This window comes from Tolypothrix tenuis PCC 7101 (genome assembly GCF_963874875.1).
GTDB lineage: Bacteria > Cyanobacteriota > Cyanobacteriia > Cyanobacteriales > Nostocaceae > Aulosira > Aulosira tenue.
The window spans coordinates 3195602-3209121 of sequence record NZ_CAWNJS010000001.1; the positions used below are offsets into that span (position 1 = coordinate 3195602).

Annotated in this window: 11 protein-coding genes; 8 read left to right on the forward strand and 3 right to left on the reverse strand. The window is 39.1% G+C overall.

The window, feature by feature from the left end; all coding sequences use genetic code 11:
* The first annotated feature begins 686 nt into the window (after positions 1–686).
* The 5 genes from AACU25_RS13050 to AACU25_RS13070 all read left to right on the forward strand — a co-directional run bounded on the left by AACU25_RS13050 (position 687) and on the right by AACU25_RS13070 (position 7730).
* Positions 687–1973: a proton extrusion protein PcxA gene (locus tag AACU25_RS13050; protein WP_096583718.1), complete on the forward strand. Its 1287-nt coding sequence runs from the start codon at positions 687–689 to the stop codon at positions 1971–1973.
* A 528-nt stretch (positions 1974–2501) separates the two neighbouring features.
* Entirely contained in the window at positions 2502–2780 is a 279-nt protein-coding gene (locus AACU25_RS13055) for a GlsB/YeaQ/YmgE family stress response membrane protein (protein ID WP_045867479.1), read from the forward strand.
* 190 nt (positions 2781–2970) lie between these two features.
* Positions 2971–3660 (forward strand): manganese catalase family protein, encoded by a 690-nt coding sequence (locus AACU25_RS13060; protein ID WP_096576243.1) that lies wholly within the window; start codon positions 2971–2973, stop codon positions 3658–3660.
* 97 nt (positions 3661–3757) lie between these two features.
* Positions 3758–4486: a DUF3891 family protein gene (locus AACU25_RS13065; protein WP_096576245.1), complete on the forward strand. Its 729-nt coding sequence runs from the start codon at positions 3758–3760 to the stop codon at positions 4484–4486.
* Positions 4487–4532: 46 nt separating this feature from the next.
* Positions 4533–7730 carry a GAF domain-containing sensor histidine kinase gene (locus tag AACU25_RS13070; protein ID WP_422641106.1) on the forward strand — a complete coding sequence of 1066 codons (3198 nt, stop codon included), beginning with the start codon at positions 4533–4535 and terminating at the stop codon, positions 7728–7730.
* Between the two features lie 54 nt (positions 7731–7784).
* Here the strand turns inward: AACU25_RS13070 and AACU25_RS13075 are convergent, their stop codons facing one another.
* Positions 7785–8714: an aspartoacylase gene (locus AACU25_RS13075; protein ID WP_096576247.1), complete on the reverse strand. Its 930-nt coding sequence runs from the start codon at positions 8712–8714 to the stop codon at positions 7785–7787.
* Positions 8715–8855: 141 nt separating this feature from the next.
* On the opposite strand from AACU25_RS13075, the gene AACU25_RS13080 reads away from it, so the two are divergent.
* Positions 8856–9743 carry a LysR substrate-binding domain-containing protein gene (locus AACU25_RS13080; RefSeq protein ID WP_096576249.1) on the forward strand — a complete coding sequence of 296 codons (888 nt, stop codon included), beginning with the start codon at positions 8856–8858 and terminating at the stop codon, positions 9741–9743.
* Positions 9744–10020: 277 nt separating this feature from the next.
* Here the strand turns inward: AACU25_RS13080 and AACU25_RS13085 are convergent, their stop codons facing one another.
* Positions 10021–10350, reverse strand: coding sequence for a hypothetical protein (locus AACU25_RS13085; protein WP_096576251.1), 330 nt, complete (start codon positions 10348–10350; stop codon positions 10021–10023).
* 242 nt (positions 10351–10592) lie between these two features.
* The gene (locus tag AACU25_RS13090) at positions 10593–11594 is read right to left on the reverse strand and encodes a metal ABC transporter solute-binding protein, Zn/Mn family (protein WP_190445888.1); all 1002 of its coding nucleotides are present in this window, start codon (positions 11592–11594) and stop codon (positions 10593–10595) included.
* 246 nt (positions 11595–11840) lie between these two features.
* On the opposite strand from AACU25_RS13090, the gene AACU25_RS13095 reads away from it, so the two are divergent.
* The gene (locus AACU25_RS13095) at positions 11841–12581 is read left to right on the forward strand and encodes a metal ABC transporter ATP-binding protein (RefSeq protein WP_422641116.1); all 741 of its coding nucleotides are present in this window, start codon (positions 11841–11843) and stop codon (positions 12579–12581) included.
* Positions 12582–12642: 61 nt separating this feature from the next.
* On the forward strand, positions 12643–13500 hold the full coding sequence (locus AACU25_RS13100) for a metal ABC transporter permease (protein ID WP_096576257.1): 858 nt from the start codon (positions 12643–12645) through the stop codon (positions 13498–13500).
* Positions 13501–13520: the final 20 nt, after the last annotated feature.

A 13520-nucleotide genomic window follows, 5' to 3' on the forward strand; every position in this document is an offset into this window, starting at 1 on the left:
ATATTAATCTCTTAAATATACAATTTTATTAAATCTACTTGACAATTAATCTTATTTTTGTAAGCATCTCAAACTTGATGATACAGGATATTTTAAATTAGCAAATCTTACGTATTAGTATTAGCTTTACTGACGCTGAATGCAGCTATGTCACAGTATTGACACAGTATTCACACAGAATAGACATAAGATTGTAATACAAATTTAATAGGTGTAAAAGCTCACGAAAAACTCAGGCGCTATTGATTTCTAAGTCATAAATGCAAATAAATTAGTTCTAAGCATCTATCTTAAGATAGGGCTATTGATGTTAAGTGGAGAATATGAGGAAAATTCTAACTACTTAGAAAGGTAGCATTATATTTTGGCAAATACTGCTGAAACCATATATGATTTTTGTAAAGCTAGGTACAGTTTATATCCTTATATGTCTATTCTTCGTTCTTTCTCAATGCAAGTATTTTCACTCATCAAACTGGATTGCTATATTATAAAATCAGCTATTGTTAATGCTGGCAATAAGAATCAATTATCTATCTTCAGACAAAGGCTAACAGGTGTAAACTCATAACAAATAGTTTATCTAATCTGCCAAAAGCTACTAGCAACATTTTACCGCCATTATTTATTAATATAGTTGGTAGCTAATCTTAGTACCTTGACTCAATATATAGAAAATGTCTGCAATGAAATCCTCATTCATTACCAAAAATGCAGGTTTATTACGCCAAAAAATTAGAGACTATATCCTAACAGTAAAGCAATGGTTTGTCTCGACACCAGAAAGGGCACTTTTAGAAGCTTACGAAGCTGCTCAGATAATTAGAAATATTGAAATTGAGCATTTTGGCGGTCAAAAGATTTCTGCTTCGTCAGGAAATTACACCGCAAATGTAATGTCTTATTGGGAAGGGTACTTAAATAAAAATTTAACTATTATCAATATAAAATTAGCAGAGTTTCGCGTCAGCCGTTCAATGTTGGAGATGGCTAATAGTACAATCTTAGAAAAGCTGCAATTTATTGATGATGTCATAGCTAAGTATACTCCTAGAACTGAACAAATTAATAATAGTGATGTTGTCAAAAGTTCTGAACCACTAACTATTGATAATAATATAGCGCCTCAAGCAGTCAAACCATCTAATAATAGAGTTAATCAAGTTCCTAACTTAAACCAAAAAACAGGAATATTGCCCAGGTCTTTAGGCAGAACAATTAACAGAATAAAAACTGATTTATCACCACAAGCAGAAGCAGAATTTGTGAAAAATTATCAGCGTTCTAGAAATAGGACTAGAACTGCACTGAGATTTTTTCTGATTTTAATTCTTGTGCCCCTATTAACCCAGCATTTCTCAAAACAGCTATTCATAAATCCTCTAGTTGAAAGAGCTAGAGGAGAACGCACAACAGAGATTTTTCTCAACTCTGAAATGGAGGAGAAAGCTTTAAATGAATTAAAGAGTTTTGAAAGTAAACTTAAGTTTGAGAGTTTATTACAGGAAGCACCTGCACTTTCGCCTGAAGGAATCAGAGAAAAAATTCAAGAAAAAGCTATTGAAATAGCAGAGGAATTTAACCATGAAAGTAATAGCGCTATCAGTAATGTATTTGCTGATTTAATCTCACTAGTTGCTTTTGCGATTGTAGTCGCTACAAGCAAAAGAGAAATTGCCATTGTTAAGTCTTTTATAGACGATATTGTTTATGGACTTAGTGATAGTGCTAAGGCTTTTTTAATTATTTTGTTTACCGATATATTTGTCGGATTTCACTCACCACATGGCTGGGAAGTTCTCCTAGAAGGCTTTGCAGAACATTTAGGATTACCAGCCAATGAAAGTGCAATATATTTATTTATTGCTACATTTCCAGTGATTTTGGATACTATATTTAAATACTGGATATTCCGCTATCTCAGCCGCTTATCGCCTTCAGCACTAGCTACGATGAAAGAAATGAATGAGTAGGAGCAATTCAAAATTCGTCTTCTCACAAAGGGAGAGGCTACGCCAAGGAAAGTTTGCAAGAACGGGGGTTCCCCCCGCACGCAACTTTCCGCAAAATTCAATATACAAGGGTGTGTTACGGCTATGAAAGAATTTGGGACAAAGAGACAATGAAATTTAGCCGTAACGCACCGTCGCGTGGATGGTGCGTTAGGCGCTAGGATAGTTATTTCGTAATAAATCATCTCTTATTTAAAGCATCTATATAAAGATAGATATATAGCTTATCTCTAAAGATATAAATATAATCGTATCTGATTTTTTGAATATGAATATTTTGATATAACGCTTTAATTAGAGTAGATGTAATTATGAAAAATGATATTTGGATTTCCGAGAAAATTAGTATACATAAACTCATGAATGATTGCAAAAATATATCAATTTATATCTATCTTTTGGCTGTAGCTTTTCCTTCAAGTGGTAGAAACAATTTTGAATTTTTCTGGATAAATTGAATTTAAACCAGATGACGTTTGTGAGGAAATCATGAATATTATTGCTTGGGTAATATTAGGACTTCTAGCTGGTGCGATCGCAAAAGCAATTTATCCAGGTTATCAGGGTGGCGGAATTCTTTCGACAATGGTATTAGGTATTGTCGGCGCTTTCATTGGTGGTAGTCTTTACACACTTTTACAAACAGGAACTCTACAACTGACCGCTGCTGGTACTGGTTTCAGTCTTACAGGTCTATTTATAGCTGTAATTGGTGCAATTATTGCTATTTATTTATGGGGACTGTTGAGCAGAAGCAGTAGAGTTTAATTAAAATCCTCAGGTATTCTCTTGATTTACTAGTCTGAGCCATAATCCAAATTCGTTGCGAAATTAAGACGGAATCTAGATTTGAAGGTGTGAGTCTGTGGCGTTCTTGTAGGAATTTGTATCAGTGGTAGCTGGTAATAATTCTAAATCAATCCATTGACCAAATCATTGTTTCAGGAAGCAGGGAAAAATGTTTTTTCATAAAAAAGAACCGATTCATGTAGTAAACGTTAGTGATTCTAATCCTAGGTTTGCTCAATTACTTCTAGAACAGTTTGGTGGAGCAACAGGAGAACTTACAGCTGCACTACAATACTGGGTGCAATCTTTTCATGTCGAAAATGCTGGCATTAAAGATATGCTCCAAGATATTGCTATAGAAGAGTTTAGCCATTTAGAAATGGTAGGTAAACTCATCGAAGCTCACACCAAAAATACCGATCAAACTGAGGCTTATAAAAGTACTCTGTTTGCAATTCGGGGGATTGGCCCGCACTTTTTAGATAGTCAAGGTAGCGCTTGGACTGCAAATTACATCAATGAAGGTGGAGACGTGGTGCGTGATTTGCGAGCTAATATTGCTGCTGAAGCTGGAGCACGTCAGACTTACGAAGAGTTGATTAAGCTAGCAACAGATGATGGTACTAAGCAAACTTTAGTACATCTATTAACCAGAGAAATTTCCCATACGCAAATGTTTATGAAAGCGTTAGATTCTCTGGGTAAATTGACAGATCCCTTATTTGGGAATATTCAACCAGATGAAACTGTTGCTCTTTACTACAACCTATCGACAAATGGTAATCAAGATGAGCGTGGCCCTTGGAATTCTGAGCCAACATTCAAATATATTGCCGATCCACTGCAAAAGCATTCCTAATTAACTGAGGGATGAGCATTATATGAGCCAGTTAGAAGTAGATTCGCTGGCTCATTTTTCCGGAGAATTTACAATTAATCATATGGAGAATTGACTAGTGATTGTTAATGCTACACAAAATGGTTGGGAAGTTATTTATCATCGCGCTCATGCTTTATTAGCAGCGCAATTAGCAGGACAATGGCGACGCAAAAATGCTCCTGTAAGATTATATGAAACCCTAGCGGCAATTTCCCATCATGATGATTTAGAAAAAGAGTGGGAAGAGGATATTTTGACAGAAAGTGGTGCGCCACTAGACTTTACTCTCAGTACAGAAACTGATGTCAAAAAAATTGCTAATCTTGTCAAAAATGCCCGCTATCGGGGAAGGTGGGTAGCTTTATTAATTTCTAAGCATATGAGTCGGTTACATGGAGCAAAACGTGGTGAGTCTCCTGAACTCGATAAATTTCTCGATGAGCAATTGCAAAACCAGGAACTTTGGCGTAAGGAATTAGGAATTGACAAACAAGAAGTAGATGCTGCTTATGCATTTATGCAATGGTGCGATCGCTTATCTTTAATTCTCTGTCAGCAAGAACTTCCGGCTGATGAACGTTGGTTAGAAATTAGCAAGGGGCCTGAAGATCAGCGTTATGACATTATGCAACGCAGCGATAATTTGGTGAGTGTCAATCCCTGGCCTTTTGAAGATGAGAAATTTACAGTCAATATTGAAGCCTGCGACTTATCACAGTTGAAGTTCAAAAGTAGCGCCGAACTGTCCCAAGCACTTCAGGAAGCGCCGATAAAAATATTGGAATGGACTTTTGTCAATAGCTAACAAAAAAATTCCAATTTATTTAATATTTGATTTACCCAAGGGAACAATGAAACTAAGAATTTCATTTTCCCTAAAATCTATGACCTCAACCGACCATGAAGCGCTTAAGCATTTGCAAGAATGCCAGCACCAGCTACAGCTTGCTGTTCAGTATCAAAAAATCTTAGCAAGAATTCTTACCAAGAGTCGGGCATCAGTAAATTTAGAATCTCTGTGTTCGAGTTCTTGTCAAGATATTTGTCGGCAATTGAAGATTGAACGAGTGGCAATCTATCGTTTTAACCCTGACTGGAGTGGTAGTTTCATTAATCGTTTAGGCTTTGCAGAATCACCCTGGAATACACTGGATGCTTTTGGACAAGATTTGGTTTGGGGAGATTCTCATTTACAAGAAACTCAGGGGGGGCGATATCGAAAAAATGAGCCGTTTGCTGTGGATGACGTTTACGAAGCAGGACACTCTCGTTGTCATATTGATGTCTTAGAACAATTTCAAATTCGCGCCTATGCGATCGCCCCGATGTTTGTAGGTATAAAGCTGTGGGGATTGTTGGCGGCTTATCAGCACTCTGGGCCCCGAAAGTGGCATTCTAGCGAAGTAGAATTTCTTGCCCAAGCTGGCACCTATTTTGGTGTAGCAATGCAGCAGGCAGAAATTCTCTCAGAAACCAAACAACGCACCGCCGAACTGCAAGATGCGATCGCGCGTCAACGAGCATTAATAGAAGTGGTAGGCAATATTCGCTCTTCTCTGGATATCGAAATAATTTTAGATACTACTTGTCAGGAATTATGCAAACTTTTGAAGTTAGAACGGGCAGCAATTTATCGCTTTAATCCAGATTGGAGTGGTGAATTTGTCAGCCAATTTGGGATGGTAGAATCCCAGTGGAATAGAATTAATGCTTTTGGCAGAAATCTCGTTTGGGAAGATACTCACCTGCAAGAAACCAAAGGTGGACGCTACCGTAATAACGAAAGTTTTGCCGTTAACGATATTTACCAAGCTGGACATTCACGCTGTCACATCGATATTCTCGAACAATTTAAGATTCGCGCCTATGCTTTAGCACCGATTTTCCTAGGTTCAAAACTTTGGGGACTGATAGCAGCCTATCAACACTCTGCGCCGCGTCAATGGGTAGATTACGAAGTGGAATTCCTCGGGCAGGTAGGGGCACAATTAGGAGTAGCAATCCAGCAAGCCGAGAATTTGATTCAATCAAAACAACAGACGGCGGCGTTTCAAGATGCGATCGCACGTCAACGGGCGTTAACTGAAGTAGTCGGCAAAATTCGCTCCTCTTTAGATATTGATTTAATCCTCAGAACCACCTGTCAGGAAGTATGTAAACTCCTAAAAGTTGAGCGAGTCGGTGTTTATCGCTTTAATGCTGACTGGAGTGGCGAATTTGTTGGTCATTTTGGCATTGCGGAAGCACATTGGGACAGTATTACTCCCTTTGGCAAAAATTTAGTTTGGGAAGATACTCACCTGCAAGAAACCAAAGGCGGACGCTATCGCAACAACGAAAATTTTGCTGTTAACGACATTTACCAAGCCGGACATTCACGCTGTCACCTCGATATTTTAGAGCAGTTTAAAATTCGCGCTTATGTATTGACTCCTATTTTTGTAGGGCGCAATCTGTGGGGCTTGCTGGCTGCTTATCAACATTCTGCACCCCGTAGCTGGGATAACGTAGAAGTGGAATTTTTGGGACAGGTTGCTAGCCAAATGGGAGTAGCCTTACAAAATTCACAAATGATCGTTCAAGTTCAAACTCGTGCCGATGAAATGCACAAATCGGCAGAACAGCGACGAATTTTATTTGATTTGGTGGTGAAAATTCGGGAATCACTCGATTTAGAGACCATCTTTAAAACCACAGTCCAAGAAGTCAGGCGATCGCTAATTGCAGATCGCGTTGGTGTCTTTCGCTTTGACCCTGATGTCAATTTTTGCAGTGGGGAATTTATCGCTGAAGACGTGTTACCTGATTTTGATGCTGCTTTAGCTGTCAAGGCGCAAGATTATAGTTTCAGCGATCAGTATGCAGCGCAATATCAGCAAGGGAAAGTGCAAGTCATCTCTGATGTCAACCGTGCAGGCTTCAAAATTCCATATTTTGATATAGTTGAGCGATTTCAAGTCAAAGCACAGATTGTTGTGCCACTGATGGAAGGGGATGATCTGTGGGGCTTGTTGTACATTCATCAATGCACCAATGCACGTGATTGGGAAGAAGCGGAATTAAAATTTGTGACTCAAGTAGCAGCACAAATAAGTGTAGCGCTGCGTCAAGCCAACTTGTTCCAGCAATCGAGTTTGCTGGGTCAAACCCGTGAAGAAGCAAATCAACTCGCTCAGGCTCTCAATGAGTTACGTACTGCCCAAATGCAAATTATCCATGCCGAAAAAATGGCTAGCTTAGGGCAATTAGTAGCCGGAGTTGCTCATGAGATTAATAACCCAATTAATTTTATTCATGGTAACTTAGAACACGCTCACCAATATACCCAAGAATTGCTGCGCTGTGTGGAGCTTTATCGAGAACATCATCCCTACGCTGCCCAGGAGATTCAAGAATTTTGGCACAAAGCCGAGATTGAGTTTTTATTCGAGGATTTACCGAAATTATTTCAATCCATGCAGGTAGGTACTAATCGCATTCGGGAAATTGTCACATCTTTACGTAATTTCTCGCGCTTGGATGAAGCTGACTTTAAGTCCGCAAATATTCATGAGGGTATTGATAGTACACTGATGATTTTGCAAAACCGATTGAAGTCTTCAGCCGGTAACCCGATTATTCTTGTTACTAAAGACTACGATCAGTTACCACTCATCGAATGCTATCCCGGTCAATTAAATCAAGTATTTATGAATTTGCTATCTAATGCCATTGATGCCTTAGAAGAGCGAAATGTCCAGGCTAATCCGGAAGCGATCGCCGCTAACCCCAGCGAAATCAAAATTTCTACCTCGTTACTGAATAAAGACTGGGTTGCCATTCGCATTACTGACAATGGTCTTGGCATCGATCAACAGGTACTTTCTCGGCTGTTCGATCCATTTTTTACTACGAAGGCTGTTGGTAAAGGCACAGGCTTAGGGCTTTCTATTAGCTATCAAATTGTCACAGATAAACACAATGGCAAGATATATTGTCAATCTGAACCAGGTAAAGGCTCAGAATTTGTGATAGAACTGCCAATTCATCAAGCGATACCTAAAAAATAGTAATTAGGGCGGTGCAATTCAAGATAGTTGGGAAGGGCTGTCATTAGTCATTAGTCATTGGTCATTCCTATTGACCATTGACTCTTGACTCTTAAGTCCTATTTTTATTTCTAATTCCCTTTTCTCAGTAATACACATTGCAATCCCCTTTTCGTAATAAGCTGCCTCATTAATAAAAACTGGATAGACAATTGAGTCGCCTTCATAAGGAATTTCTTGACCATCAAATGTTAAAAAAATCGGCTCGCCAGGATGCAGTGGTTGATAATCTCTAAATTGCAATCGTGGATGAATCATTGCCTGAATTTCGCCCAATTCATTGCGGGGATAGTCTATTGTTCCGAGGTTGTGATAAGCGGTGAGGGTGTCATTTATTAGAGGAGCTTTTGCTTGATTGTGATCTGCTAAATAATCTAAAATTGCATGAATAATTGCTTCAGTTTCCTCAAATAAAGCAGCATCCAAAACACCTTGAGCAACTGCGCCAACTTCCAGGGTACAGCCAAATTGACAAATTGAATCGAGATGAGACCTTTCTTGATTTTTGGTTGTGGAATAAAGGACTCTAACTTTGGGATTTATTGATGCAAGATAAGCGGCTAATTGAATATTTAATAGATTCTCATTACCTAAAATAATAGACAGTCCCATATTGGCAGTAGAACTGTGTAAATCGATGACAAAATCTGCTTGCTGGCTACCTGCAAAACCAAAGGTTTGATAAATTACCTTAGCGCGTTGGGCTTCATAACTAGACAAATGAGGATTTTCTAAATCTCGCGGGAGAAAACAGCGATTGAGGTCAGTGTCAGTATAACGTCTGCCAATTGCATAGGCTTTAGGATTAGCAATTAGTGTCAGGGTTTCAAAACTTGAGCGCTGAATCAAATCAGGCGATCGCTCAAATTTTTTCACTAAATAAATTCCCGTAAGTTCATTTCCGTGCGTTCCACCAACAATCACAACACGTTTGATTTGACTCATATTTATAGCGATTACCCTGATAGCCTGATCTCAATTTTGCACAATAGCCCCTGTTTGTGACTATAAGCGAAAGCAACTATATTTGGGATACTTTTTTAACAACTCAAGTATATTTTAAAAATATAGTAGTTCTGGCAAGCAATGGAACTTCGACATTTACGGTACTTTATTGCTGTCGCTGAAGAAAAGAACTTTAGCTATGCAGCGCAACGTTTACATATTGCACAACCTCCCCTCAGTCAACAGATTAGCGCCCTAGAAGCAGAAATTGGCGTAAAACTCTTCGATCGCAAAAAACGTCCCCTGCAACTCACATCTGCAGGACAAGTATTTTTAGCTGAAGCCAGGTTAGTTTTAACTCAAGTTGAACATGCAATTATTCAAACACAACGCGCCAGTCGTGGTGAAATTGGCGAATTGGTAGTAGGTACAAATAGTTCTATTGCCAATAGCCTGCTTCCTGATATGCTGCGAATATTCCGCGATCGCTTTCCCTATGTCAAGCTAGTATTACGGGAACTCACAGCAGCACAGCAAATTCAAGAACTACAAAATCGCCGTCTGGATATCGCTTTTGATCGCTTACTCAATTCCTATCAACAGAATACTGAGTTGTGTTATCTACCAATTGGGCGTGAGTCTTTGGTGATTGCATTACCAAAAACACATCCTTTCGCTTCTCAGCCAGAAATCCCTCTGCAAGACTTGGCAAATGAACCTTTTGTGTTACCTTCTACAGAATTAGTTCCTTCCTATACTGAGATTATTCACCTTTGTGAACAAGCAGGTTTTTTCCCCAATGTCGTTCAAGAAGCCACCTGGATGATTACAGTTCTCAGCTTAGTTGCAGGTGGGGTGGGAGTAGCACTTTTACCCAGCAATGTCCAAAATCTTCAGCGCCAAGGTGTTGTTTATAAACCCATCCAAGGCGCAAATCTCACCAGAGAGATTGTAGTTCTGTGGCGACAAGAAGATACCTCACCCGTTTTGCACGAGTTTCTCAAAGTAATTCAAGAATTAACAAATTGAAAAACTCCATCCACAAGGGGATGGAGTTTTTGGGCATAGGGAAAAGGGTATAGGGCATAGAAAGATGTTGCTGTGTCCCGCCACAACTCCAAGGTAATACCAATTTTAAAAAAGAATGTGACAGATTGTAGGGGCAAGGCATTGCCTTTTCCTCTAGAATATATTGATAAAAATTATTTGAATTTGTATTAATATTCCCAAGAATAAACATTCTTTAGGGGCGCAGTTGTGCGCCCCTAACTATCCACTTCATTTAGTGGAAAAAGCTATTGAATTACTACCACCAAATGCGATTGCCGTTTTCGTCAACTCGTGCTTGACGAATTACATCAGAAATTTCTTCAGCGTCTTTAACATGGTGAAGTGCTTTCTTCTCACCATTTGGTTCATCAACAACAAAGTATGTAGGAACTGTAATGTGGTCACCTGTAATGTCTGGCGAATCTACAGCAACTTGTTTAGCCTTCTGTTCTACTGACTGTGGTTCGTCAGCAATTCTATCTCCAGGATTGGCTGTTAAGTTTCTTTCTTTGACATTTGGCTCATCTTGAGAATGCCAATCTTCACTTACAGGTTGTCTAATTTGCTCGTTTGATTCATTAGTCATAACTATTGCGGTGATTTAAAACTATTCATTTACTAACATCAATTTAAAGAATAAAAGGCCGCAAGAGTTCTTTCTCTAGAGAGAGTTTGAGAATATTAATTAAAGACAGATGTCTTAAGTTATATATTCATGGCAATATTTATGAAAAACTTCTTGCTTGAGAAATAGTTAATATTAATTTTTTTCTCAGAAGTATGGTGTGTTATTGTTGAGAATGCAACATTTCTCACAAACTGCTGAATTTATTTTTTAGGTTGAAAAGGCGTATATTTACCGCCTAGGGCTTCGACAATCGTGCGAGTGTTGGCTGTCATCATTTTGATATATGTATCGCCTTCACTCCCCTTTGCACCAATTGAGTCGGAGTAAAGTTGACGTGGGGCGAGGTTGACTTTAGCTTCTTCGGCTACCGTCTTAATTAAAGCAGGATTAATTGTTGTTTCTGCAAAAATGGCATTAACACCGATTTTTTTAATTGATTCCACCAATCGTTGTACAGTTTGAGCGCTGGGTTGTTCTTCTGTACTGATACCGATTAGTGTACCTGCGATCGCAATTTTATAAGCTTGTCCATAATATTGAAAAGCATCATGGGTAGTAACAAGTTTGCGCTTATCTGCAGGAATGGTTTGGATTTGCTGATTAATCCAACTATGCAACTGCTTTAATTCATTGGTAAGTTGCGTTGCATTCTCAGTAAATTCTGCTTTATCTTCGGGCGATAACTCAATTAAACCATCGCGAATTGCATTTACCATTGCGATCGCATTTTTTGCACTACCCCACACATGAGGATCGGGAACGGTTTCGCCTTTACCTTTATCTAACTGCAACGGTTTAACAACTTCTCCCACCGCTAACCGCTTCACACCTCCACCAGCAGCATTCATTAACTTAATTAGTCCGGGTTCTAGGTTGTAACCGTTATACAAAATCAAATTCGCTTTTTCCATCACCCGGCTATCTGCTGGTACTGGTTCATAAACGTGAGGATCTGTACCAGGCTTGAGAATTCCTCTAACCTGAATTTCATCGCCGCCAATCTCTTCAGTTAAATCAGCAATGATAGTGCTAGTCGCTACAACTTGCGGTTTCCCATCACTTTGAGAATTACTACCTCCATTCGGCTGGCTACAACCGAATAAAGCTAAAGGTAGAAGTATTGCCAAGCATATCTGCGAAAGAATGTTTTTGGGTTGGGTAATGGGTAATGGGTAATTGGGTGTTTGGTGTTTCTTCCTCATCTCCCTCATCACCCCAATGCCCAATGCCCAATGCCCCATGCCCATCTCTCTCTTAAGTATTAGTTTCATTTATCTACAACATTACTTCTCTCTATAGATTTTTTCATATTTCTCTCATTTTTATAGTAAGCTCAAGAAATAAAATATGAAAGCACAGTTATGAAAAGTGTCTCTTTTTACAAAAAATTCAGTTTAGCACCGAGAGAAATCTGGGGAAGTCCTGCACAAGTTATACAAAACCATGAAATGAAATCTACAGAGGGAATTTACATCTCCCATTTAGGGGTACACTACCGCACGCAAGAAGCATTGCGAGACGTTAATTGCATCATTGAACCAGGTAAACTCACAGGTATTTTTGGCCCGAATGGTGCTGGTAAAAGTACCTTAATGAAGGCGATGTTGGGCTTGGTTGCTAAAAGTAGTGGTAATGCTTTATACGAAAATAAACCATTGATGCAGCAACTAGAGAAAGTTGCTTATGTACCACAGCGTAGCCAAATTGATTGGACTTACCCAGCGACAGTTTGGGATGTAGTGATGATGGGACGGGTAAAAAAAACTGGATGGTTGCGTAGTTTTTCCGCAGTTAGCCGTCAGGTAGCAAATAATGCCTTAGAAAGAGTGGGGATGAAAAATTATTGCGATCGCCCCATTGGAGAACTCTCTGGAGGACAACAGCAGCGAGTATTTTTAGCCCGTGCTTTAGCCCAGCAAGCAGAAATTTTCTGTTTTGATGAACCATTAGTAGGTATCGATCAAAAGACTCAAACAGTGATTTTTGAAGTCTTTCATGAACTCGCAAACGCAGGCAAAATCGTTTTAGTAGTCAACCACGACTTAGGCGAATCTATCACCCACTTTGATGATTTAATATTATTAAACCAAGAATTAATCGCCACAGGTTCACGCCAGCAAGTACTCACCGAAGAAAACTTACAACGTGCCTATGGTGGCAAAGTAGTTTACTTTTCTGATGCAGCTTAAATGGTAATTGGTAATAAATACAAACACCAAACACCAAACACCAAACACCAAATGATAAACTATGTTCCAAGCATTAATTGAGCCATTGCAATATGGCTTTATGCAGCGATCGCTGGTGATTGCAATATTAGTCGGGTTGTTGTGTGCAGTAGTTGGTAGCTACTTGATGGTACAACGATTGGCACTGCTGGGAGATGCGATTAGTCACTCAGTGTTACCAGGACTAGCGATCGCCTTTATGGTGGGAGGTAATATTTTTATTGGGGCTTTTATTGCTGGCGTTGTGAGTACAATGGCGATCGCACTCATCCGAACGCGATCGCCAATTAAAGAAGATGCTGCAATGGGCATAGTTTTCTCGGCATTTTTTGCCCTCGGTATTACCTTAATTACTGTTATTCAAAAAGATAATAAAATTGACCTGAATCACTTTTTATTCGGCAATATTCTCGGCGTAACTATTGATGAAGTAAGAGACACCGCTATCATTGCAGCGATTGTTTTATTAGTAGTGGTTTTACTCTACAAAGAACTATTATTTTACACCTTCGACCCTTTAGGCGCACAAGCCGCAGGTTTACCAGTCAATCGGCTGAACTTTGGATTAATGCTGCTGATTGCCTTAACAATTGTCGCTAGTATGAAAGCGGTAGGTGTAATTCTTGTACTTTCATTATTAATTACCCCTGGCGCTACCGCCTATTTATTAGTGAAACGCCTCAACCAAGTAATGATTTTAGGTGCAGTTATTGGCGTTATTTCTAGTATTAGCGGAATGTATTTGAGCTACTTTTATAATTTACCATCAGGCCCCGCAATTGTATTAGTAGTATCCGGTTTATTTGTATTAGCATTATTATTTAGTCCGCGACACGGGATATTTGCACCGCGACAGAAGAAGGAAATTGTCGAGAGGTAAATCTAGTGAATGCGAGTTGT

What these genes read in the sequence shown, in the direction of transcription:
- AACU25_RS13060 (WP_096576243.1), top strand. Translation starts at nt 2,971, where the DNA reads ATGTTTTTTCATAAAAAAGAACCGATTCATGTAGTAAACGTTAGTGAT.
- AACU25_RS13070 (WP_422641106.1), top strand. Translation starts at nt 4,533, where the DNA reads ATGAAACTAAGAATTTCATTTTCCCTAAAATCTATGACCTCAACCGAC.
- AACU25_RS13085 (WP_096576251.1), bottom strand. Translation starts at nt 10,350, where the DNA reads ATGACTAATGAATCAAACGAGCAAATTAGACAACCTGTAAGTGAAGAT.
- AACU25_RS13080 (WP_096576249.1), top strand. Translation starts at nt 8,856, where the DNA reads ATGGAACTTCGACATTTACGGTACTTTATTGCTGTCGCTGAAGAAAAG.
- AACU25_RS13050 (WP_096583718.1), top strand. Translation starts at nt 687, where the DNA reads ATGAAATCCTCATTCATTACCAAAAATGCAGGTTTATTACGCCAAAAA.
- AACU25_RS13095 (WP_422641116.1), top strand. Translation starts at nt 11,841, where the DNA reads ATGAAATCTACAGAGGGAATTTACATCTCCCATTTAGGGGTACACTAC.
- AACU25_RS13100 (WP_096576257.1), top strand. Translation starts at nt 12,643, where the DNA reads ATGTTCCAAGCATTAATTGAGCCATTGCAATATGGCTTTATGCAGCGA.
- AACU25_RS13090 (WP_190445888.1), bottom strand. Translation starts at nt 11,594, where the DNA reads ATGAGGAAGAAACACCAAACACCCAATTACCCATTACCCATTACCCAA.
- AACU25_RS13055 (WP_045867479.1), top strand. Translation starts at nt 2,502, where the DNA reads ATGAATATTATTGCTTGGGTAATATTAGGACTTCTAGCTGGTGCGATC.
- AACU25_RS13075 (WP_096576247.1), bottom strand. Translation starts at nt 8,714, where the DNA reads ATGAGTCAAATCAAACGTGTTGTGATTGTTGGTGGAACGCACGGAAAT.